The organism is Plantactinospora sp. BC1 (assembly GCF_003030345.1).
GTDB lineage: Bacteria > Actinomycetota > Actinomycetes > Mycobacteriales > Micromonosporaceae > Plantactinospora.
The window spans coordinates 521,788-543,636 of sequence record NZ_CP028158.1; the positions used below are offsets into that span (position 1 = coordinate 521,788).

The 21,849-nt window shown below is 73.3% G+C and carries 18 protein-coding genes; 10 read left to right on the plus strand and 8 right to left on the minus strand.

What is annotated here, in order from left to right:
- The first annotated feature begins 154 nt into the window (after positions 1–154).
- The 4 genes from C6361_RS01995 (at position 155) to C6361_RS02010 (ending at position 6,249) form a co-directional block, all read left to right on the plus strand.
- Positions 155–2,305 carry a serine/threonine-protein kinase gene (locus C6361_RS01995; RefSeq protein WP_234359269.1) on the plus strand — a complete coding sequence of 717 codons (2,151 nt, stop codon included), beginning with the start codon at positions 155–157 and terminating at the stop codon, positions 2,303–2,305.
- A gap of 803 nt (positions 2,306–3,108) precedes the next feature.
- Positions 3,109–4,140, plus strand: a complete 1,032-nt coding sequence (locus C6361_RS36790) for a PP2C family serine/threonine-protein phosphatase (protein WP_159079140.1) — start codon at positions 3,109–3,111, stop codon at positions 4,138–4,140.
- On the plus strand, positions 4,137–5,429 hold the full coding sequence (locus tag C6361_RS02005) for a VWA domain-containing protein (RefSeq protein WP_107266567.1): 1,293 nt from the start codon (positions 4,137–4,139) through the stop codon (positions 5,427–5,429). Before C6361_RS36790 ends, C6361_RS02005 begins: the two co-directional genes overlap by 4 nt.
- A gap of 4 nt (positions 5,430–5,433) precedes the next feature.
- Positions 5,434–6,249, plus strand: coding sequence for an FHA domain-containing protein (locus C6361_RS02010; protein ID WP_199853205.1), 816 nt, complete (start codon positions 5,434–5,436; stop codon positions 6,247–6,249).
- Positions 6,250–6,354: 105 nt separating this feature from the next.
- Here C6361_RS02010 and C6361_RS36795 read toward each other — a convergent pair whose 3' ends face one another.
- Positions 6,355–7,113 (minus strand): hypothetical protein, encoded by a 759-nt coding sequence (locus tag C6361_RS36795; protein WP_159079141.1) that lies wholly within the window; start codon positions 7,111–7,113, stop codon positions 6,355–6,357.
- A gap of 1 nt (position 7,114) precedes the next feature.
- Here C6361_RS36795 and C6361_RS02025 point away from each other — a divergent pair, with 1 nt between their 5' ends.
- The gene (locus C6361_RS02025; RefSeq protein ID WP_159079142.1) at positions 7,115–7,552 is read left to right on the plus strand and encodes a hypothetical protein; all 438 of its coding nucleotides are present in this window, start codon (positions 7,115–7,117) and stop codon (positions 7,550–7,552) included.
- A 447-nt stretch (positions 7,553–7,999) separates the two neighbouring features.
- The gene (locus C6361_RS02030) at positions 8,000–9,859 is read left to right on the plus strand and encodes a Xaa-Pro dipeptidyl-peptidase (protein WP_234359270.1); all 1,860 of its coding nucleotides are present in this window, start codon (positions 8,000–8,002) and stop codon (positions 9,857–9,859) included.
- A 127-nt stretch (positions 9,860–9,986) separates the two neighbouring features.
- Here C6361_RS02030 and C6361_RS02035 read toward each other — a convergent pair whose 3' ends face one another.
- On the minus strand, positions 9,987–10,358 hold the full coding sequence (locus C6361_RS02035; protein WP_101365836.1) for an FKBP-type peptidyl-prolyl cis-trans isomerase: 372 nt from the start codon (positions 10,356–10,358) through the stop codon (positions 9,987–9,989).
- 280 nt (positions 10,359–10,638) lie between these two features.
- Between C6361_RS02035 and C6361_RS02040 the strand changes: the two genes are divergently transcribed.
- Together C6361_RS02040 and erm are read left to right on the plus strand one after the other, a co-directional pair.
- The gene (locus C6361_RS02040) at positions 10,639–11,445 is read left to right on the plus strand and encodes an SAM-dependent methyltransferase (protein ID WP_107270673.1); all 807 of its coding nucleotides are present in this window, start codon (positions 10,639–10,641) and stop codon (positions 11,443–11,445) included.
- Between the two features lie 640 nt (positions 11,446–12,085).
- Entirely contained in the window at positions 12,086–12,874 is a 789-nt protein-coding gene (erm, locus tag C6361_RS02045) for an ErmE/ErmH/ErmO/ErmR family 23S rRNA (adenine(2058)-N(6))-methyltransferase (RefSeq protein WP_107270674.1), read from the plus strand.
- A gap of 140 nt (positions 12,875–13,014) precedes the next feature.
- On the opposite strand, the gene C6361_RS02050 is transcribed toward erm, so the two are convergent.
- The 3 genes from C6361_RS02050 to C6361_RS02060 all read right to left on the minus strand — a co-directional run bounded on the left by C6361_RS02050 (position 13,015) and on the right by C6361_RS02060 (position 15,832).
- Positions 13,015–13,470 carry a hypothetical protein gene (locus C6361_RS02050; RefSeq protein WP_159079143.1) on the minus strand — a complete coding sequence of 152 codons (456 nt, stop codon included), beginning with the start codon at positions 13,468–13,470 and terminating at the stop codon, positions 13,015–13,017.
- 137 nt (positions 13,471–13,607) lie between these two features.
- Complete coding sequence (locus tag C6361_RS02055) at positions 13,608–14,681, minus strand: hypothetical protein (protein WP_107266574.1); 1,074 nt, start codon at positions 14,679–14,681, stop codon at positions 13,608–13,610.
- A 143-nt stretch (positions 14,682–14,824) separates the two neighbouring features.
- Positions 14,825–15,832 (minus strand): tripartite tricarboxylate transporter substrate binding protein, encoded by a 1,008-nt coding sequence (locus C6361_RS02060; protein WP_234359271.1) that lies wholly within the window; start codon positions 15,830–15,832, stop codon positions 14,825–14,827.
- Between the two features lie 264 nt (positions 15,833–16,096).
- Between C6361_RS02060 and C6361_RS02065 the strand changes: the two genes are divergently transcribed.
- Both C6361_RS02065 and C6361_RS02070 read left to right on the plus strand, forming a co-directional pair.
- Positions 16,097–17,860: an ATP-binding protein gene (locus tag C6361_RS02065; protein ID WP_199853206.1), complete on the plus strand. Its 1,764-nt coding sequence runs from the start codon at positions 16,097–16,099 to the stop codon at positions 17,858–17,860.
- The gene (locus tag C6361_RS02070; protein ID WP_107266576.1) at positions 17,857–18,531 is read left to right on the plus strand and encodes a response regulator; all 675 of its coding nucleotides are present in this window, start codon (positions 17,857–17,859) and stop codon (positions 18,529–18,531) included. The genes C6361_RS02065 and C6361_RS02070 overlap by 4 nt, the downstream gene beginning before the upstream one ends.
- Positions 18,532–18,598: 67 nt before the next feature.
- Here C6361_RS02070 and C6361_RS02075 read toward each other — a convergent pair whose 3' ends face one another.
- From C6361_RS02075 to C6361_RS02085, 3 genes are read right to left on the minus strand one after another with little or no spacing between them, the layout of a single operon-like run.
- A complete protein-coding gene (locus C6361_RS02075) occupies positions 18,599–20,146 on the minus strand; it encodes a tripartite tricarboxylate transporter permease (RefSeq protein WP_107266577.1) in 1,548 nt (515 codons plus the stop codon).
- Complete coding sequence (locus C6361_RS02080) at positions 20,143–20,760, minus strand: tripartite tricarboxylate transporter TctB family protein (protein WP_107266578.1); 618 nt, start codon at positions 20,758–20,760, stop codon at positions 20,143–20,145. The genes C6361_RS02075 and C6361_RS02080 overlap by 4 nt, the downstream gene beginning before the upstream one ends.
- Positions 20,760–21,848, minus strand: coding sequence for a tripartite tricarboxylate transporter substrate binding protein (locus C6361_RS02085; protein ID WP_107266579.1), 1,089 nt, complete (start codon positions 21,846–21,848; stop codon positions 20,760–20,762). The genes C6361_RS02080 and C6361_RS02085 overlap by 1 nt, the downstream gene beginning before the upstream one ends.
- Position 21,849 lies beyond the last annotated feature (1 nt).

A 21,849-nucleotide genomic window follows, 5' to 3' on the forward strand; every position in this document is an offset into this window, starting at 1 on the left:
GCAGGGCTTGGCGTCCGGGCAGGGCTTGGCGTCTGGGCAGGGCTTGGCGTCTGGGCAGGGCTTGGCGTCGACGGGGCAGGGTCCGGCGTCGACCGGCCAGGGACCGGCGTCCACCGGCACCGGGTGGGGCTCGACGCCGAGCGGGATCGGCACCGTGCCGAGCCGGGGCACCTCGAACTCCGGCTCGCGGAGTTCCACCCGGTCCCGCAGCGCGTCCCGGGGTGGTCTCGGCGCCGGCCTGGTCGACATCGCCCGGGTACCGCTGCGCGACCCGGCCACCGCCGTGATGGCCGAGCCGAAGGTCGCCGAGTCGCGACGGTTCTGCGTGAGCTGCGAGAAGCCGGTGGGGCGGGGCCGGGAGGACCGCCCGGGTCGGGCCGAGGGCTTCTGCCCGCACTGCGGCACCCAGTTCTCCTTCGTACCCCGGCTCGGCCCGGGCGACGTGATCAATCGACGGTACGAGATCCTCGGGGCGCTCGCGTACGGCGGACTGGGTTGGATCTACCTCGCCCGGGACCGCAACGTCAGTGACACCGTCAGCGACCGCTGGGTGGTACTCAAGGGACTGATCAACACCTCGGACGAGGACGCGATGGCGTCGGCCGTGGCGGAGCGTCGCTTCCTGGTCGAGCTGGACCACCCCAACATTGTCAAGATCCACGATTTCGTGGAGCACCCCGACCCACGCACCGGGATCCCGGTCGGCTACATCGTGATGGAGTACGTCGGCGGCCAGTCACTGCGGGACATGCTGCTGGCCCGGCGCCGGGACACCGGCCAACGCGCCCTGCCGCTGCCCGAGGTGATCGCCTACGGGGTGGAGATCCTGCCCGCCCTCGACTACCTGCACGACCGCAACCTGCTCTTCTGCGACTTCAAGCCGGACAACGTCATCCACGCCGAGGAGCAGCTCAAACTCATCGACCTCGGCGCGGTACGCCACGTCGACGACAGCACCAGCGCGATCTTCGGCACCCCCGGTTACCAGGCGCCGGAGGTCGGCACGCTCGGCCCCTCGGTCGCCTCGGACATCTACACCGTCGGGCGGGCGCTGGCCGTACTCAGCCTCGACTTCCGCGGCTTCTCGACCACGTACGCCAACCGGCTGCCGGAGCCGGCCGACACGCCGCTGTTCACCGCCGAGATGTCGTACCACCGGCTGCTGCGCCGGGCCACCCACCCCGATCCGGACCGGCGCTTCCAGAGCGCCGGGGAGATGAGCGAGCAACTCCTCGGCGTACTGCGCGAGGTGCTCTCCGCCGCCGACGGCGTACCCCGGCCGGCGGTGTCCCGGCAGTTCACCCCGGAGCGGCGCGCCTTCGGTACCGAGGCCGGCGAGGTCGGCCGGGCGGTCGCCGGACGGGCCTGGGGCGCCGGAGGTGGCGTACCACCCGGTGCGATCGCCCCGGCGCCGCCGGTGGTCGCCGCGGCACTGCCGCTGCCGCAGGTCGACGTCCTCGATCCCGGTGCCGGCTTCCTCGCCTCGCTCGGCGCGACCGACCCGGCGGAACTGGTCCGGCAGCTCACCGCCGCACCGGTCCGCAGCGTGGAGGTGGCGCTGCGGCTGGCCAGGGCCCGGATCGAGGGCGGAGACCTGGCGGGAGCGGCCGCGGACCTGGACCGGCTGGCCGCGGCCGACCCGTTCGACTGGCGCGTCGACTGGTACCGGGGCCTGGCGGCGCTGACCGCGAACCGCCCCGCCGAGGCGCGGGTCGCCTTCGACGCGGTCTACGACGTCCTGCCGGGCGAACCGGCGGCCCGGCTCGCGCTGGCGGTCAGCGCGGAGTGCACCGGCGACCGGGAGATGGCGACCCGGCTCTACGACCGGGTCTGGCGGGTGGACCACGGCTATCTGAGCGCCGCGTTCGGGCTGGCCCGGATCCGGTTCCTGGTCGGCGACCGGGCGGGCGCGCTCGCCGTACTCGACCAGGTGCCGGACAGTTCGAGTCAGCACGTGGCGGCGCAGGTCGCCGCCGTCCGGGCCAGTCTGCCCGGGTTGACGGCGGGCACCACCGGCCCGGACGACCTGCTGCGGGCGTCCGCCCGGCTGGAGCGGCTCGGCCTGGACGTGGAGCGGCAGACCCGGCTCACCATCGAGGTGCTGGAGGTGGCCCTGGCCTGGGTACGGAACCGGTCGACGGCCGCCTCCGGGGCGCGTCTGCTGGGGCACGAACTCTCCGAACGCGGGCTGCGGTTGGGGCTGGAACGGGCGTACCGGACGCTGGCCCAGCTCTCCCGCGATCCCGAGCTGCGGATCGCGCTGGTCGACCACGCGAACGCCGTCCGGCCGAGGACGCTGGTGTGACCGGCGTCGGAGCCGGCGCTGCCGGCAGCATGCCGAAACCGTGTCCCGAGCACGGCGCCCCGGACGACCCGGCGCACCGCTACTGCGAGGAGTGCGGTCGGGAATTGGAGCGCGTTCCGTTCGGGGAGGCGGCTGGCGCCTCCGGCCGGGCGGCCCCGGTGATCGGCTCGGTCGCTCCGGTCGGTCCGGTCGCTCCGGTCGCTCCGGTCGGGACGTCCTGGTCGACCGCCACGCCCGCGACCGGGCGGTCCGACGCATCCGGCTGGGCCGAGGCGTCCGGCTCGGTCGAGTTGCCCGAGTCCACCGAGCTGCTGAGGCTGGCCGAGATGTCCGGGCCGACCGCGCTGTCCCGGCTGGAGGCGCTGGCCGGACCGACCGGATCGTCCGGTCCTACCGGATCTCCTGGTTCGACTGCGCCCCCGGGTTCGACTGCGCCCCCGGATTCGACTGCGACCCCTGGTTCGGCGACGACGAGCTGGAGCAGCCAGCCCGGCCCGGCGCCGGCCGCGCCACCCGGTACGGCGGGCTGGGGTCCGCCCGGGCATCCCGGCGTACCGGCCGGAGCCGGCAACCGGGCCGGCTACCCGCCGCCGGCCGCGTCGCCCGGTTGGACGGGTCACCCCGCACCGCCCGCCCCGCCCGGCTGGACCGGCTCGGTCCCGCCGCCCCGGCCACCCGTGGCAGCCGGTGCTCCGCCCGCCGCAGTTGCACCGCCTGGCGCAGTCGTACCGCCCGGTGCACCACCCGCAGTCGTGCCGCCCGGTGCTCCGCGTGGCGCAGTCGCGCCGCCCGGTGCTCCTTACGTGGTGCCGCCGGTAGCCGGCGGTCCGTTCGGGGCGCCACCGGTTCCGGCCGGTACCAGCGGCACCTCACCCGGTCCGGGCGCGGCCGGCAGGTCGGCCAATCCGGGCGACGCACCTGTCCCACCGGGTCCCTGGCTCTCGTCACGCGCGGTCGGCCAGCCCTGCCCGAGCTGCGGTACCCCGCCCTCCGGCCACTCCGGCCACTGTGACCACTGTGGACGGCGGGCGTCCGTCGGCCGGGACCGTGCGGACCTGGACCTGGGGGCCGTCGCCGCCGTCACCGACCGGGCCCGGCGGCGCCGCAACGAGGACGCGGTCACCGTCGGGCGGCTCGGCCAGACCATCGCCGCGGTGGTCTGCGACGGGGTCTCCACCTCGCTCCGGGCCGATCTCGCCGCGCACGCGGCCGCAGAGGCGGGGCTCGCCGCGATGCTCTCCGCGCTCGGGAACGGTACCGCCGCGCCCGACGCCATGGTCGCCGCCGGTCGGGCCGCGGCCGTGGCTGCCCGGGCGACCGCGGTGCAGGACGACGGACAGGTGCCGTCCAGTTGCACCTTCGTGGCGGCCGCCGTCACCGCCGGCTCGGTCACCGTCGGTTGGATCGGTGACAGCCGGGCGTACTGGCTCGGTCCGGACGGTGCCGTGCACGAGGCGGTCTGCCTGACCGTGGACGACTCGGTGGTCGGCCAGATCCGGGCCGGGCGGCCGGTACCGCCCGGCGCCGAGCAGGACCCGACCTCCAAGGCGTTGATCCGGTGGCTCGGCGCGGACTCCGGCGACGCCGACCCGCAGGTGGTGACGTTCCAGCCGGCCCGGCCGGGCAGACTGGTCATCTGCTCGGACGGGCTCTCGCACTACCTGCCGAACGCGAGGGCGTTGGCGGCCCGGGTACCGGGGCCGGGCGGTGCCACGCCGATCGCGATCGCCCGGGACCTGACCCGGTTCGCGGCCGAGGCCGGCGGACACGACAACATCGCCGTGGCCGTACTGCCGTTTCCGCCCGCCGCCGGATCGGGGGAGGCAGGCAGGTGAGCGCGGTACCGCACTTCGTCGCCGAGGTCGACCACAACGAGTACCTGCCGGCAGGTGGCCAGGTGGTGGACGCGATCCTGACCGTGACCGCGTCCGGTCCCGACCTGCGCAACCCGGCGACCGTTCCGACGGCGGCGCAGGTGATCATGGTGGACACCTCGGGTTCGATGTCGATGCCGCCGACGAAGCTCGCCGAGGCGAAACGGGCCACGGCGGTAGCCATCGACACCCTGCGCGACGGTGTGGCCTTCGCGGTGGTCTCCGGAACCGCGGTCGCCCGGATGGTCTACCCGGTACAGCCGGGGATGGTGCCGGCCAACGCCCAGACCAGGGCGGCGGCGAAGGCGGCGGTGGCCGGGCTGCGGGCCGACGGCGGTACCGCCATCGGCCGCTGGCTGGACCTGGCCAACTGGCTGTTCGCCAGCTATCCGACCGAGGTACGACACGCGATCCTGCTCACCGACGGACGCAACGAGCACGAGCAACCCGAAGACCTGCGCCGGATGCTCGCCGTCTGCGAGGGGCGGTTCGTCTGCGACAGCCGGGGCATCGGCAGCGGCTGGGTGGCCAGCGAGCTGCGCGCCATCGCCTCGGCCCTGCTCGGCACGGCCGACGGGCTGGAACACCCGGCGCAGTTGCCGGCCGCGTTCCAGGCGATGACGGCGTCCGCGATGGGCAAGCGGGTGGCAGACGTCGCGCTGCGGATCTGGAGTCCGGCCGGCGCGACGGTACGGATGGTCAAGCAGGTCTTCCCACACGTCGAGGAACTCACCGCACGGCGTGCGACGGTCAGCGCCCGGATCGGGGACTATCCGACCGGCGCATGGGGAGCGGAGACGCGCGAATACCACCTGTCCGTGACCCTCGAACCCGACTCGGTCGGCGAGGAGGTGCTGGCCGCCCGGGTCAGCCTGGTCAGCGCCGGTCAGGTGTTGACAGAACGGCTGATCCTGGCCAGGTGGACCGACGACACGGCGCTCTCCACCCGGATCAGCCCGCAGGTGGCGCACTACACCGGGCAGGCCGAACTCGCCGCCGCGATCCAGGAGGGGCTGCGGGCCCGGGAGGCCGGCGACCTGGAGACCGCGACCGCCCGACTGGGTCGGGCCGTGCAACTGGCCGCCGAGTCGGGACACGACGAGACCGCGATGCTGCTCGGCCGGGTGGTCGAGGTCGTCGACGCGCCGACCGGCACGGTACGGCTCAAGCGGCAGGTAGCCGCGCTGGACGCCGAGCTGACCGACGTACGGTCGGTGAAGACGGTGCGGGTGAAGAAGGAGCAGGGATGAGGCCGTGACGGCAGCCACCTGCTCCCGGGGACACGTCTCGTCCACGATGGACTACTGCGACGTCTGCGGCGTACCGATGTCACGTGGTTCCGCCGCGCCGGTCGGCGAGGGCGCCGAAGCCGCGCGCCCGGCGTCGGCGGTCGGCGTACCGGCGGGGCAGGGGAGCGGCGCGGCGTCGGCGAGTGGTGGGGCGGAACCGGCCGGGCAGCCCGCTCCGGCCGCCGCACCGTGCCCCCACTGCGGTACACCGAGAGCGGGGCGGTTCTGCGAGGAGGACGGCTACGACTTCCTGCTGGCCCCGCCCGCCGAGGGCGTCGATCCGGACGCGTCCGGTCCGGTCCGGGCCCGAGCCGAACCGGGCACCGGCGGTCCGGTCGGATCCGGCGACGGCAGCCCGGCGTCCGGGCAGGGAACCGCCTGGCTGCTGGTGGTGGACGCCGACCCCGGATACTTCGACCTGGTCACGTCCTTCGGCGGTACGGACGCCGCAAGCCTGACCTTTCCCCGCTTCGTCGTGCCTCGCGGGTTCACCCTGGAACCCCGGCAGTTGCTGATCGGTCGGCGTAGCCGGTCTCGGGGCGTGCAGCCGGACATCGACCTGGTCGGGCCGCCGGAGGATCCCGGAGTCTCCCACCTGCACGCACTGCTGCTCCCGCAGCCGGGCGGCTGGGCGGTGGTGGACCTGGGTTCCGCCAACGGCACGTACCTCAACGATCCGTCGACGCCGCCGATCGTGGCCAACACCGCGGTCCCGCTGGGCGACGGCGACCGCGTCTACCTCGGTGCCTGGACCCGCCTGACGATCCGAGCCGATCGCTGACCGGCCGCATCACCCGCGTGCCGACCAACTCCGGCCGCCCGGCGAGCAGCTCCGCGGGCCAGCCGACAATCGAGGCCGGCACCGCCGCTGCCGCGGGTACGTCGCTCAGGCCGATGCCCGCTCCTGGTTCTGCCGCCAGGTCCGGACCCAGCTCTGTGCGGTGTGCCGAGGAACTCCGTAGTGGTCGGCCACGGCGGTGACGGTACCGGCCTGGTTGAACACCTGCGCGAGGTCGTCCGGGGCCCGCCGGTAGGAACGGCTCGCCGTCGGAGTCGCGGCGGTGGCCGGGCTGGGGGCGCGTCGCCGGCCGGTCGTCCGGGTGGTGGCGGTGTCCGGGGCGCTCTTCGCCGCCCGGCCGTTGGCGCGCTTGGCGGTGGTCGTGACGGCGGTCGCCGGAGCCTTCCTGGCCGGGGTCGCCTTCCCGGCCGGGGTCGCCTTCCGGCCTGTGGTCGCCTTCCGGCCTGCCGTTGCCGTACCGGAGCCGGCGGCGGTCCGCCCCTTCACACCGGTACGCCCATCGGTCGCGGCCCTGCCCACAGCCGTGCCGCCGCTCTTGGCCGTGCTGGCGCGCTTGGTGGCACTGCTGGTCTTGGTGGCACTGCTGGTCTTGGCGGGGCCGCTGCTCTTGGCGGGGCTGGTCCGCTTGGCGGTGCCGGTCGCCTTGCCGGCACGACTCCTGGTGGGAGTCTCCTTCGCCGTGGAGCCTCGGCTCGACGGGCTCTTCCTGGCGGTACTCCGGGTCGGCGCCGCCTTCCTGACGGCGCCGCGCGTACCCGCCGCCCGGTAACCGTCCGCCGGCTCGACCTCCCCGGTGGTCGCCGCCTTGGCCGGGGCGACGGCGAGCGCGCCTGCCGAACGCTCCACGGTGGACAGCCCCGACCCCGACGCGTCCGCACCCGACTCGCCAGACGACGAGTCCAACGACAACGAGTCCGACGACAACGAGTCCGACGACGACGAGGGGACCGGCAATGACTGGTCCGTCGCCGCCGAGCTTGACGAGGAGGCTTCGGGTGACACGGCTTGCGGTGCGGCGCCGATCGGTGTGACCGCCTCGGCGGGGCCGGAGTCGGAGGATGCCAACGGGGTCGGCGCAGCAGGGGCGGTCGGAGCCGCACCGGCCGGCATCACGGCGCGGAGCAACTGGTCGACGTCGACCGTGGGCAGTTCGCCAGCGGTGAGTCCACCGCCCTCACCGGCCCGTACGAGCAACTCGGTGATCCGGGTGGTGCCCCCGGTGACCTCCACCCGCAACGTCGTGGTCGCCCGCGTCCCGTCGTCCGGGGAAATCGTAATTGTGTAGGCACTCACCGGGACCCAGCCTCCAATAACCACGCCACTCGCCACCGTCGCGCTCCCGGCCCCGTCAACGGTCACGTCGGTACGACTCTTCCGATGTCGGCGGCCAAGCTACCTCCCGGTAGGGCGGTTGGCCAAGTCCGGTGCGGGGTGAGGTGCTGCCAGGACCGGTCCGGGTCGGCCCCAGCAATCGACGTACCGGGGTGGCCTATCTAGGATAAGTCGTCAATGTTCCCCCCATCGACAATCTCTTTTCCCCCGTAGTCAGCCGTTCTCGGTACGGCCCGCCCCGACCATTCCGACAACCCCCGGAATGCGCCGCATCGTCCGATGCGGACAGTGCTCCGCCCCGAACGCCGCGACAACCGGTCCGGGGGCGGCCAGCGCGGCGTCGGGCGCCGACCCACGAGGACCGGTCGAGAGGAGCAACTCCATGCCATCAGCAGGTCCCGTGAGGATTCTCGGGGCGTACGCGCTGGGCCTGGCCCTGGTCGCGGCACCGTTACCGGCCCGCGCCGCCCCGGCCGCGCCGCCGCCGGGCATCGTCGTGCAGGACGGCATGACCCAGCCGGTCTTCTCCCTCGCCGACGCCATCGAGGAACGGGTGTGGGTCGAGACCCCGCTCGACACCGACCACGACGGCCGGCGTGACCGGGTGGTGGTCGACATCTCCCGGCCCCGGGAGACCGACACCTCGGCGCTGCGGGTGCCGGTGATCCTGGAACACTCGCCGTACCGGAAGGACACCTGGGGCGACGTACCCTATCCGAGCGTCCTCGTCGACGACCTGCCGCAGAACTCGTCGACCGGCACGTCCGCCCGGCGGGCCGAGCAGCCCGGCGTCCTGCGGGCGCAGGCGAAGGCGAACCTGCCCGGCCAGCTCGACGACTACTACGTGCCGCGTGGCTACGCGGTGGTGCTGGGGCAGAGCGTCGGCACCGGCGACTCCGACGGCTGCCCGACCACCGGTGACTCGGCCGAGACGCTGGGCACCAAGGCGATCATCGACTGGCTGGGCGGGCGGGCCAGGGCGTACGACGCCAGCGGCGCACCGGTACGGGCCGGCTGGACCACCGGGGCGGTCGGGATGACCGGCGTCTCCTACAACGGCACCCTGCCGAACATGGTGGCGACGACCGGCGTCGAAGGGCTCAAGACCATCGTCCCGGTCGCCGCGATCAGCAACTGGTACGACTACTACCGGGCGAACGGCCTGGTGGTGGCGCCCGGCGGATACCAGGGTGAGGACGCCGACATCCTCACCATGTACACCGCCGGGCGGGCTCGTTCCGAGGGGACCTGTGCCGACGAGATCGCCGAGATCGCCGAGGAACAGGACCGGGTCACCGGCGACTACACCAGGTTCTGGCGGGAGCGGGACTATCTGCCCGGTGCGCGCAAGGTCCGGGCCAGCGTCTTCGTCGTACACGGGCTCAACGACTGGAACGTGAAGACCGGGCAGTTCGCCGACTGGTGGGACCAGCTCGACCGGTACGGCGTGCCGCGCAAGCTCTGGCTGCACCAGGGCGGTCACGGCGGACCGGGCAGCGCCGCCACGGTGACGCTGCCGGACGGGCGGTCGTGGACCTACAAGCAGACCGAGAACCGCTGGTTCGACTACTGGCTGTGGGGCGTCGACAACGACATCATGGCCGAGCCGAGGGCGGTGTTGCAGCGCGAGGACCGGGTCTACACGACGTACCGGGACTGGCCGGACCCGGCCACCCGAGAGGTGTCGCTCGGGCTCTCGGCGAGCGACGCCACCGCGCCGGGCCGGCTGGTCGAACACGGCGGGCGGGGCCGCACCCTGCAGAGCATGGTCGACTCGGGGCGGACGATCACCCCGGCCGAACTGGTGGCGGGACCGGATGCCGCCAACCCGAACCGGCTCGTCTACACCTCCCCGGCACTGGGTCGGGACGTCCGGATCTCGGGGCGGCCGGAGCTGCGGGTACGGCTCTCCGTCGACAACCGGACGGCCGCGAACCTGACCGGCTACCTGGTCGACTACGGTCCGGTCGGCTCGACCGACGCGCCGGTGGTGGTCAGCCGGGGCTGGCTGGACCCGCAGAACCGCATTAGCGAGGCGCACGGCCGGCCACTCCGGCCGGGGCGCCTGGCGGACTACCGCTGGACGATGGAGCCGAAGGACTACGTGTTCCGCTCCGGGCACCGGCTCGGTCTGGTGATCTTCTCCAGTGACCAGGACTACACGCTGCTGCCGCTGCCCGGTACCCGGTTGACGGTGCTGCCGGCGTCGAGCACCCTGACCCTGCCGGTGGTGGGCGGCCGGGGCGCGCTCGACTTCTGAGCGCGCCGCCGCAGGGCGCAGGACCGGCCCGGAACAGATCACGGGCCCCGGACGCCGTTGGCGTCCGGGGCCCGTCGGCCGGGGCGGACGTACCCCGGGCGGGTCGGAACAGGTCAGGACCGGCGGGTCAGAACTTGACGTCCACCAGGTCGACCACGAAGACGAGGGTGGCGCCCGGCTTGATCCGGTTGCCGACACCCTGGTTGCCGTAGCCGAGCTGCGGTGGGATCACCAGCTTGCGCCGGCCGCCGACCCGCATCCCGAGTACGCCCCGGTCCCAACCCTCGATGACCTTGCCGCCACCGACGGGGAAGCTGAACGGCGAGCCGCGGTTCCACGACGAGTCGAACTCGTCGCCGGTGTCGAACGAGACGCCGACGTAGTGCACCACGGCCCATTGGCCCGGCTGGACCTCCTGGCCCGTGCCGATCGTAATGTCCTCGATGACAAGGTCTGGCGGCGGCGGACCGTCGACCAGACCCACGGTGGGCTTTTCCATCCGGGTACCTTAACGCCGGCCCGGGATCGTGATCACTTCCCCGCCGGGAGTGTCGCGGCAGGTGAGCGCCACAACCGGCGCCGTGGTGCGGATCGGCGGCCCGTGGCCGGGCGGGAACAACGGCCTGTCTCGATGTCCGCGGGCTCCTCGACCGGGCTCCGATCGGTACGCTGAGGATCTGGAAACCGGTGCGGACACCGGGCTCGCCGGTACGGGCTGGCCGGTACGGGTGGCCGGGCGAGCCGGGGTGGCGAAGACACCGAGCTGGCGGAGTGTGACGGTGACACGACCGGACTGGGCGCCCGACGACATCGATACCGACCGGCCCAGCGCCTCGCGGATCTACGACGTGTGGCTCGGCGGATCGCACAACTTCGAGGTCGACCGGGAGATCGCCCGGAAGACCGTGCTGGCCTGGCCCGACGCGGTCCGCTACGCCCGGGCCAACCGCGCCTTCCTCGGTCGGGCGGTACGGTTCCTCGCCGCGCAGGGCGTCCGGCAGTTCCTGGACATCGGCTCCGGCATCCCGACCGCGAACAACGTGCACGAGGTCGCCCGACAGTTCGACCCGGAGGCCCGGGTGGTCTACGTGGACATCGATCCGGTCGCGGTGGCACACAGTCGGGCCATCCTGGCCGGCGACGACCGTACCGCCGTACTCCAGGCAGACCTGCGGCGGCCGCAGGACATCCTCGACCAGGTCCGCGACGGCGGCCTGCTCGACCTGGCCCGACCGACCGCGCTGCTGCTGGTCGCGCTGCTGCACTTCGTACCCGACTCCGACGACCCGCACGGGGCGATCGCGCGGTTGACCGAGGGGATGCCGTCGGGCAGCTACCTGGTGGTGACCCAGGGCGCGCACGGGGCCAGCGAGGAGTCCGACGAGGAGATCAAGGAACTCTACCGGCGTACTCCGACGCCGCTGACCGCCCGGGACCGGGCCGAGACCGAGCGGTTCTTCACCGGCTTCGAACTGGTGGAGCCGGGCCTGGTGAACCTGCCGGACTGGCGTCCGGATCCGTCCGAGACGGTCGACGACCGCTACCGGGGCGCCCTCGTCTACGCCGGAGTGGGACGCAAGCGGTGACCCGGCCCGCCGGTGCGGTGGTTCGGCCGGCCCGGTGAACCGGACTTACCGCACCGGACGGGTGTCGCACCGGACGGGTGTCGGCGGGGCGGGTGTCGGCGGGACGGATGGCACCCGGGCGGGTGCCGGCGGGGCGGAAAAACTGGTTGATGCGGTCCCGACCTGCTGAGCTAGGGTGGGCGGGTGTCCGGCACCTTCCACGCCCTGATCCGCGGGTCCCTGACCGGGACGTGCACCGCCGACTGGGCGCCCCAGCTCCTGATCCGCCCTCGGGCCGGCCGCTCCGCCCTGGTCGGCTGAGCGCGGGAGCACCTGGGTTCGATCGCCGACGCCGCTGACGCGGCGCCGTCGAACGCCGGTCCCATCCTTTTGCGGTTTGTGACGTGCCGCGACGCCGTCGGCGTCCGTGTCGTCCTGTGCCGCCGTTTGCGTGTGGTGCGCTGTCCAGGGTCATCCGAGTCCTGATCACTTCCGGACAGGTCGTGGCGATCGCGCCCGCCTGCCCACAAACCGGCCCGGAGCGTCCGGGCGGGAGGACACGGCTGTGCCGCACCATCATCCGAATCGAGAGAACCGTCCGCACGCCCACCGGACGAACCCGCCGACCCACCGGCAACCCGACCGGCCCGCCCGACCGGCGGTGCCGCGTACCGGGCAGGACCGGTCGCGCCGGGTTCTCGGGCAGAACTTCCTCCGCGACGAGCGGACCATCGGGCAGATCGTCGCGTCGGCCCGCCCGGACCCGACCGGGCTGATCCTGGAGGTCGGCGCGGGGCAGGGGGCGCTGACCAGGGAGCTGGTTCGGCGGTGTCGCCGGGTCGTCGCGTACGAGATCGACCCGGCGCTGGTCGCCCGGCTCGGCGAGGAGTTCCGCGCCGAGCCGGGACTCCGGCTCGTACACGGAGACTTCGTCGCCGCCGTGCCGCCGACCGAGCCGTTCGCGGTGGTCGGCAACATCCCGTACGCCTCGACGAGCCGGATCGTCGACTGGTGCCTGGACGCCCCGCGGCTGACCAGCGCCACCCTGGTCACCCAGCTCGAGTACGCCCGGAAGCGCTGCGGCGACTACGGCCGGTGGACGCTGCGGACCGTGCAGACCTGGCCGTGGATGAACTGGCGGCTGGCCGGCCGGATCCCCCGGGAGCGGTTCCGGCCGATGCCCCGGGTGGACTCCGGCATCCTGCGCCTGGAGCGCCGGGCGGTGGGCCTGCTGCCGGGACGTCAGCTCGCCGCCTACGAACGGTTCGTCGCGCTCGGCTTCGGCGGGGTGGGCGGCTCGCTGCGGGCCTCGTTGCACCGTGGCTACCCGGCCCGCCAGGTCGACGCCGCGCTGCGGGCCAACCGGGTGCCGGCCGACATCCTCGTCGGGTACGTCTGGCCGGAGCAGTGGATCTCCCTCTTCCAGGCGATCCATTCGAGCCGACGGTGAGGTGACGCGTAGGACGACGACGTACTCCGGTCGGCCCGGCGCTGTCGCGGCGCCGGCCGCCGGACCCGGCGCGGTGGCGACCCGCGCGGTGGGCGACCCGCGCGGTGCCTACCCGCAGTGCCGGCCCGCCGTCGGGTCCGTCAGTCGAGGCAGCGTACGTGCACGGCGATGTGCTGGGGTTCGGCGCCGACATCCCGGTGCAGCACCTCGAGTTCCACCCGGTGCCGGTCGGTGGAGACGGGGTCGTCGGCCGCACCGGCGAGGCAGCTCGGATAGCTGCCCTCGCCGTGCAGCGTGCCGCCCGCGTCCTGCCAGCCGTCGGCGATCACGGTGTAGACGGTGTCACCGTGCAGCGGGTCGGGCACGGCGCCGTCCCGTTCGAGGACGAACAGCCTGGTCCGGTCGTTCGACCAGGTCACCGTGCCGGTGACCAGCTCCGACCGGGCGGTGTGCGGGTCGTCGGCGAGCTTCGTCGCGCTGACACCGATCAGCACTCCGATCGTGACGAGGACCAGCGGGAGCGCGACCCGGACGAGGGCCCGGCGCGGCCGAGGGGCCACGACACCGCGCACCGGATCGGCGGAAGCTGCTGCCATGCGAGCAAGGTACGCGACCGGCGCGGGACCGTGCGGTCGTCGGGTGCGGCGGAGGTGACGACGGTGAGGCGTCCACCGGGGGTACGGCCCGGGGCGGCGCGACCACGGCCGCCGCGCCTCCACCGGCGCTCGACGGGTCAGTAGGTGATGAAGCCGTACAGGGCCAGGTGGTTCGACCTGGTACCGGCCACCGTGTGGTCGACCGCCGACGGCTGCACACTGCCCCGGACGAAGAGATAATCGATCTTGCTGGAGCCGCTGGTGGCCCTGGAACCGTAGCCGGTCATGCCGTAACCGCTCAACGTCGACGCCGGGATGCCGGTCCGGTTCGCGTCGATGCCGACCACCCGAATCGTCGAGGCGTTCATCAGGCTGGTGGCGTCCGCCCCGATGTGGATGCCGGTGCCACCGATGCCGGTGTAGCCGGCCCCGGCGCAGGCGTTCTGCCGGTTCTCCTGCGGCAGGTGCATGGTGGCGGCGAAGACGGTGGTGCCGGTCGCCTTGATGGTGAACCTCGCCGCGATGGCGCTGGTCCGCTTCCACTTGTGGTAGTCGGTGCTGTCCGGGTCGCTGTTCGGCGGCTTGTAGAGCGTGCACCCGGCACCGTTCGCGTACGCCGTCCCGGGCCGCAGCCAGCCGGCACTCCAGTATTTCGAGACGTCGCCGGAGGCGAGGCTCAGGGTCCGGGTGTTGTAGAGGATGCCGTTGGTCTGCTTCTTCTTCAGGTCACCGAGCGACTGGGAGCTGCACTTGTGGGTGCTGCCCCACGGCTCCGGGTCGCTCCAGGCCACGATCGCCCGGTAGGTGCCGGCCGGATAGCCGAACTTGGCCGAGAGCTGGTCCGCGTACGCCTCCGCCTGCCCGGTGCCCCGGACCTGCTGCACGATCAGCAGGTCCGGTGCCGCCACACCGGCGGTACCCGTCCGGCCGCTGTCGTCGACGAGGATCGAGGTGAGATGGTCCGGACCGGAGATCCGGGTGCAGGTGCCGTCGGCGTTGTTCACCACGAGGTTCTCGATGTTGTTGTTGTAGACCCGCAGCACCCGCTCCGCCGCCACGGCGCCGTCACCGGCCGCCATCCGGGTGTCGCCGGCCGTGGGCCGGGTGTCGCCGTCGTGCGCCGACGCGTCCCCCGTCGGGATCGCGACCAGCGCGACGGCCGTGAGCAGGGTGGCGGCGGTCCGGGGCGACCGACGTGCGGCGGTGGCCATGGCGGGCTCCTGTCCGGGTGGCGTTCCGACGGGGTACCGGCGCGCACCGGTGGCCGGGACTCTACCGCGACCGCACCGTCCTCAGGGGAGCGTGCCGACCCCGCCGGGACGGTGTGGCGGCGCCGATTGACCGTCCCGTCGGGCTATCCGCCGCCCCCGGCCCCGGAGGCGTGCGCCGGATTCAGGCCGAGCCCGTCGAGCGCGTGGGCGAGGCGGGCGTTCTCGGCCCGGAGGAAGTCGCCGAATCCCGCGCCGTCGAGGTACGCGTCGGTCCAGCCGTACTTGGTCAGCACCGTCCGCCACTGTGCCGAGGCGTGCAACCGGGCGACCATCTCGCGCATGGCCGCCACGTCCCCGCCGTCCAGTCCGGGCGGCGCGACGATGCCCCGCCAGTTGGTGAAGACGACGTCGACACCGCGCTCCCGCAGGGTCGGCGCCTCGGTGCCGGCGAGCCGGAACTCGCTGGTGACGGCGAGTACCCGGAGCTGGCCGGAGGCGATCTGGTCGGCGTACTCGCTGCGGCCGGAGACGCCGAAGTCGACCTGGTGGTCGAGGATCGCGGCGAGCAGGTCGCCGCCCCCGTCGAACTGCCGGTAGCTCACCTGTCGGGGCGGGATGCCGACCGCCTCCGCGATCAGCATCGGGGCGAGATGGTCCGGCCCACCGGCGGACGAGCCGCCGCCCACCGGTACGGCCGCCGGGTCGGCCCGCCAGGCCGTGATCAGCCCGTCGATGTCCCGGTACGGCGAGTCCCGGGTCACCACCACGATCGCCGGCTCCTCGATGAGCCGGGCGATCGGCGTGGTGTCCTGGAGCGTGAACCGGGCCCCGGAGGCGTACTGGCTGCCGACCACGCCGAGCCCCATCAGCATCATCAGGTCCGGGTTGCCCCGCTCGTAGCCGAGCCGTCGGAGCCCGACGACGCCACCGCCGCCGGGCAGGTTGAAGACCTCCACCGCCCGGGCGATCCCGGCGTCGGCCAGGGACTTGGCGGCGGTGCGCGCGGTCACGTCGTAGCCGCTCCCCGGTGGGTTCGGGACGAGCAGGCGCAATTCGGCGGCGCCGTCCGCGAGGCGCCCCGCGCAGCCGGAGACGACGATCAGCACGACCGCGAGACCAGCGGCGACCGAGCCGGCCAGCCGCCTCGCCACCGGACACCTCGTCGCCGGATACCTCGCCACCGCACACCTCCGCACCGGATACCTCGTCGTCCGACCCCTCGTACCGTCCATCCGCCGATCCTGGCCGCCCGACGCCCGGTTGTCACCACCCGTGACGGGTCCGGTCCGCCGGTTGACGTCGGGGCTGGTCAGGTGAGAACTTCCCGGTTGCCCGGCGCCGCGACCGGGTGTCGTCGCGGGGCAGGCGACCGTGCCGGTACCGGACCGGCGCGACGAACCGGACGAGGAGGAGCGATGCGGCAGCGGATGTCCCTGGCCGGTCAGTTCCTGCTGTTGCAGCTCGGCATCGTCCTGCTGGTCGTCTGCACGGTGGCGGCCGTCTCGATCACCGAGTCCGACGCGGCGTTCCGCCGGGACGAGGGCTCCCGGCTGCGCTCGGTGGGGGAGAACGCGGCGATCAACCGGACCGTACGGATGGGGATCGGCGACCCGCACGGCCAGGAGGCGCTGGCGGCGGTGGCGGAGAGCGCGCGGGCGGTCTCCGGCGCGACGTACGTGCTGATCGCCGACGCCACCGGCAAGCTGGTCACCGGCCCGGACGCCGGATCGCCGATGGTGCTCGGCAGCAGCGACGGCCTCACCGGCCGGTCCTGGGTCGGCGTGGTCGACGACGGCTCCAAGGCGCTGGTCGCGCACGTGCCGGTCCTCGACGAGCGGGACGGCCGCTTCCTCGGCCTGATCGTGGTCGGCCAGACCTATCCGACGCTGCCTGAGCAGCTCGCGGCCGGCCTCACCAACCTGCTCACCTATCTGCTGCTCGGCGGGGTGCTCGGGGTGGCCGGGTCGCTGCTGCTGGCCCGGCGGGTGAAGCGACAGACGCTGGGGCTGGAGCCGCGCGAGATCACCGGTCTGGTCGAGCACCGGGAGGCGATGCTGCACGGCATCAAGGAGGGCGTGCTCGGCACCGACACCGCCGACCGGGTGACCCTGGTCAACGACGAGGCGGTCCGGCTGCTCGGGCTGGCCGCGCTGCCGGTCGGCCGGTCGCTGCACGCCGAGCCGATGGAGCCCCGGCTGCGGGACGTACTCACCGGCAGGGTCACCGGGGTCGACCAGATCGTCCTGAGCGACGACCGGGTACTGGTGCTCAACCGCCGGCCGGTGCTGGTCCGGGGGCGCCGGGTCGGCTCGGTCACCACGCTGCGGGACCGGACCGAGCTGACGGCGCTCCGCCGTGAGCTGGACGCGAGCCGGCAGACCACCGAGGCACTGCGGGCGCAGGCACACGAGTTCTCCAACCGGCTGCACACGATCGCCGGGCTGATCGAACTCGGCGAGCACGACGAGGTGATCCGGTACGTCAACCGGGCCAGTCAGGTGCACGAGAAGCTGAACCGGGACGTCACCGAGCTGGTCCGGGATCCGGCGCTGGCCGCGCTGCTGATCGCCAAGGCCAGTCTCGCCGCCGAGCAGGGTGTCCGGCTGGGGGTCTCGCCGGAGTCGGATCTGCCGGCGGTCGACGAGCAGCTCGCCGCCGATCTGGTCACGGTGGTCGGCAACCTGGTCGACAACGCGCTGGACGCGGCCGGCTCCGGTGGCCGGGTGGAGGTCGTCCTCGCCCGGGTCGACACCGAGGTCGTGGTCCGGGTCGGCGACTCCGGTCCGGGGGTACCGCCGGAGCGGGTCGAGGAGGTCTTCCGGCAGGGTTACAGCACCAAGGACCCGGCCCGGGGGCACCACGGGCTGGGGCTGGCACTGGTCCGGCTGATCTGCCAGCGCCGGGGCGGCAGCGTCGAGGTCGACGGCGCATCGTTCCGGGCCCGGCTGCCGCTGCCCGCCACCGGCCGGGCCCGGCTGCCACTGGCCGCCGCCGGCCGGGACCCGGCTCGGCCCGCCGCCGGCCGGGATCCGGCTCGGCCCGCCGCCGGCCGGCATCCGGTCCCGTCGGTCACCGGTGCGGATCCGGTCCCGTCGGTCGACGAGCCGGCCGGGGACACCGCGCCGCCGGCCGGCAGCCCGGTCCGGGACGGCGCGCTGCCCGGGAGGGCGCCGACATGATCCGGGTACTGGTGGTGGACGACGACTTCATGGTCGCCCGGGTGCAGCGGGGCTTCGTCGAGCGGACGCCCGGCTTCACCGTCGTCGGGGTGGCGCACACCGGCGCGGAAGCGCTCGACGCGGTGCACCGGCTCCGCCCCGACCTGGTACTGCTCGACATCTACCTGCCGGATCTCTCCGGGCTGGAGGTGCTGCGTCGGCTGCGCGAGGGCGAGGTGGTGGTGGACGTACTCGCGGTGACGGCGGCCCGGGACGTCGACACGATCCGGACCGCCCTGCGCGGCGGGGTCGTGCACTATCTGATCAAGCCGTTCGGCTCGGACGCGCTGCGCGACCGGCTGGAGCGGTACGCCGCCGCCCAGCAGCGGCTGGCCGGATCCGGAGAGGTCGGCCAGGAGGACGTCGACCGGCTCTTCGTCGCGCTCCGGCCGGCCCCGGTCGAGTTGCCGAAGGGCCTGACCCAGCCGACCGCCGACCTGGTCGCCACGGCACTGCGGTCGACCGACGGCGATCTCTCCGCCACGGAGTGCGCCGATCGGGTCGGGCTGTCCCGGGTCAGCACCCGCCGCTACCTGGAGCACTTCGTCGGGGCCGGCAAGGCCGGGGTGAGCCTGCGGTACGGCTCCGCCGGCCGACCGGAGCGCCGCTACCGGTGGACCGGCGGAACCTGACCGACCCTGCCGGCCACCGGAACCCGCCGGGGGGCCTGCCCGGCCGGCGGAACCTGACCGGGCGTGCCTAGTCGTCCTCGCCGAAGGTGAGCCGCCGTGCCGTGGCGGGCCGGCCGCGCAGCCGGGCGACGATCCGGGGCAGGAACGGCACCAGCACCGCCAGCACGACCAGTCCGAGGAGTACGGCGGTGAGTGGCCGGGTGACGAAGACGCTCAGGTCCCCGTTGGAGAGCACCAGCGTGCGACGGAACTGCAACTCCATCATCGGACCGAGGATGGCACCGAGAATCACCGGTGCGATCGGGAACTCGAAGTGCCGCATGAAGAACCCGACCACCCCGATCCCGTACGCGATCAGCACCTGGGTCACACTGCTGGTGGCCGCGTAGACGCCGAGGGTGGCGAAGACCAGAATACCGGCGTAGAGGATCGGCCGGGGGATCTGGAGCACCTTCACCCAGAGCCGAATCAGCGGCAGGTTCAGCGCCAGCAGCAGTACGTTGCCGACGTAGAGCGAGGCGATCAGCGCCCAGACCAGTTCCGGGGACTTGTCGAAGAGCTGCGGTCCCGGCTGCACGTTGAAGATCTGGAACGCCGCCAGCATCACCGCCGCGGTCGCCGAGGTGGGGATGCCGAGGGTGAGCAGCGGGACGAGTACCCCGGAGAAGGCCGCGTTGTTCGCCGCCTCCGGCCCGGCGACCCCCTCGATCGCCCCCTTGCCGAACTCGGCCCGGTTCTTCGCCCGGCGCCGCTCGTAGGTGTAGGAGAGGAAGGTCGGGATGTCGGCGCCGCCGGACGGCAGGGCGCCGAACGGGAAGCCGACGGCGGTGCCGCGCAGCCAGGGTCGCCACGACCGGGCCCAGTCCCGCCGGCTCAGCCAGCCGAAGCCGCCCCGGGCCGGTTCGAGCGGGGTGACCCGGTCGGGGAGTTGTCCCAGCCGGCTCGCGACGTAGAGCGTCTCGCCGATGGCGAAGAGGCCGACGATGATCACCACGACGTCGATGCCGTCGAGCAGTTCCAGGGTGCCGAAGCTGAACCGGGCCTGCCCGGTGAGTTCGTCGAGCCCGACCAGGCCGAGCAGGAGGCCGAGGCAGAGCGAGATGAGGCCACGGACCAGCGAGCGGCCGACCAGGGCGGTGACCGCGACCATCGCCAGCAGGGCCAGCGCGAAGTAGTCCGCCGCGCGGAACTCGACGGCGAGCGCGGCCACCGGCTTGGCGAAGAGGGTGAGCAGCAGCGTCGAGATGGTGCCGGCGACGAACGAGCCGATCGCCGCCGTCGCCAGCGCCGCCCTGGCCCGGCCGCGCCGGGCCATCTGGTACCCCTCGATCGCGGTCGCCACCGAGGCGGACTCGCCCGGGGTGTTCAACAGGATCGACGTGGTCGAGCCGCCGTACATGGCGCCGTAGTAGATGCCGGCGAACATGATGAACGTGCCGATCGGGTCGTCCAGGTTGAACGTGACCGGCAGCAGCAGGGCGATGGTCAGGGCCGGGCCGATCCCGGGCAGTACCCCGACGAAGGTGCCGAGCGTGACGCCGATCGCCGCGTAGAGCAGGTACTGCGGTTCGAGGACGGTGCCGAAGCCGCCGAGCAGGTCGCCGAAGACGTTCACAGCGGCAACACCCCGGCCGGCAGCGCGATGTCGAGTCCCCGGGTGAAGCCGTAGTAGACGCCGACGACGAGCGGCACCGCGACCGCGACGTCGCGGATCCAGCGCCGGCTGCCGAGGATCCGGGCGCACGCCACGAAGAAGAGCGCCGAGGCGAGTACGAAGCCGGCCGGGTCGAGCAGCAGCACATAGCCGAGCAGTGCCACGCAGAGCAGGGCCGGGGAGAGCCAGCGTACGGGCGGCGCCGGCTCTTCCACCGGCCCGGCGGTGGAGGTGTCGGCGTCGTCGGTGGAGCTGTTGGGATCGTCGGTGGAGCTGGTCGGATCGGTGGGGGAGTGGGCCGGGTCGTCGGCGCCGGGTGGCTCGGCGGGGGACGGCGTCCGGAACTGGCCGACCAGGTACCAGCCGGCCAGCACCACCCAGCCGCTCGTCACCACCAGTGGGGCCAGCCACGGTCCGGCGACCGAGTAGTCGCCGTCGGCGGCCCGGTACGCCGTCCAGAGCAGGAACAGCCCGCCGGCCAGCAGTACGGAGCCGAGGATCCGGGCTCCCCGGCGGGTCGGTACGGGGGCGGCCGGCTCGACCACCCCCGTCCGGTTCGGCGACTCCGAGGGCATCAGCCGGCCAGTCCGATCTCGGTGAGCACGTCGGTGATCCGCTTGCTCTCCTGCGCGAAGAACGCCTCCGCCTCCGCACCGCTGCGGTAGAAGTCGTCCCACTTCTGCGCGGCCAGGGTCTGCTTCCACTGCTCCGAGGCGTGCAGCCTGTCGACGAGTTCGATGATGGCGGCCCGCTCGCCGTCCTTGATCCCCGGTGCGGCGACGAGTCCGCGCCAGTTCATCAGCTCGACGTCGTACCCGGATTCCTTGATCGTCGGGGTGGGCTTGCCGGCGCCGACGTCGATGGCGGTGGCGCCGGAGACGGCGAGGGCGCGGACCTGGCCGCCGCCGACCAGGTCGGCGTACTCGCTGGCGCCGGAGACGGCCGCGGTCAGGTCGCCGGAGAGCAGCGCGGCCTTCGACTCGCCGCCGCCGGAGTAGGCGACGTACTTCATCGCCTTCGGGTCCGCGCCGGCCGCCTTGGCGAGCAGCCCGACGAGGATCTGGTCGGTGCCACCGGCGGAGCCGCCACCCCAGTTGATCGACCCGGGATTCGCCTTGGCGTCGGCCATCAACTGTTGCAGGGTGGTGTACTTCGAGTTCGCCGGTACGACGATGACCTCCTGCTCGGCGGTGAGCGTGGCGATCGGGGTGGTCTGCCCGAGGTTCACCGGGGACTTGTTGGTCAGCACGCCGCCGATCATCACCAGGCCGGTCACCATGAGGTGGTGCGCGTCGCCCCTGTTCTTGGTGACCAACTGGGACAGTCCGAGCGTGCCGCCCGCACCGGTCACGTTGGTCACCTCGACCGATTCGGTGACCAGCTTGCCGTCGGTCAGCGTCTTCTGCAGGGCCCGGGCGGTGCTGTCCCAGCCTCCACCGGGTGCGGCCGGCGCCATCAACTGGATCGTCCGGGTCGGATACTTCACGGCCGAGGCGTCGCCGCCCCCGGCGCCGTTCTGGCCACAGCCGGCTGCCGCGAGTGCGATCAGCGGTACGCAGGCGAGTGCCGCGACCCGCCGCCGGCCGCCCGTACCCGAGCCGGGGGCGCCGGGCGGGCGGGAGCCGCCCCGGAGCCGGCCGGGCGCGTTCCGAAGGTCTGTCATC

Bases quoted from the DNA above. Each gene is read 5' to 3' on its own strand.
- C6361_RS02050 (WP_159079143.1), bottom strand. From the start codon at position 13,470: ATGGCAGCAGCTTCCGCCGATCCGGTGCGCGGTGTCGTGGCCCCTCGG.
- C6361_RS02080 (WP_107266578.1), bottom strand. From the start codon at position 20,760: ATGCCCTCGGAGTCGCCGAACCGGACGGGGGTGGTCGAGCCGGCCGCC.
- C6361_RS02085 (WP_107266579.1), bottom strand. From the start codon at position 21,848: ATGACAGACCTTCGGAACGCGCCCGGCCGGCTCCGGGGCGGCTCCCGC.
- C6361_RS02035 (WP_101365836.1), bottom strand. From the start codon at position 10,358: ATGGAAAAGCCCACCGTGGGTCTGGTCGACGGTCCGCCGCCGCCAGAC.
- C6361_RS02065 (WP_199853206.1), top strand. From the start codon at position 16,097: ATGCGGCAGCGGATGTCCCTGGCCGGTCAGTTCCTGCTGTTGCAGCTC.
- C6361_RS02070 (WP_107266576.1), top strand. From the start codon at position 17,857: ATGATCCGGGTACTGGTGGTGGACGACGACTTCATGGTCGCCCGGGTG.
- C6361_RS02055 (WP_107266574.1), bottom strand. From the start codon at position 14,681: ATGGCCACCGCCGCACGTCGGTCGCCCCGGACCGCCGCCACCCTGCTC.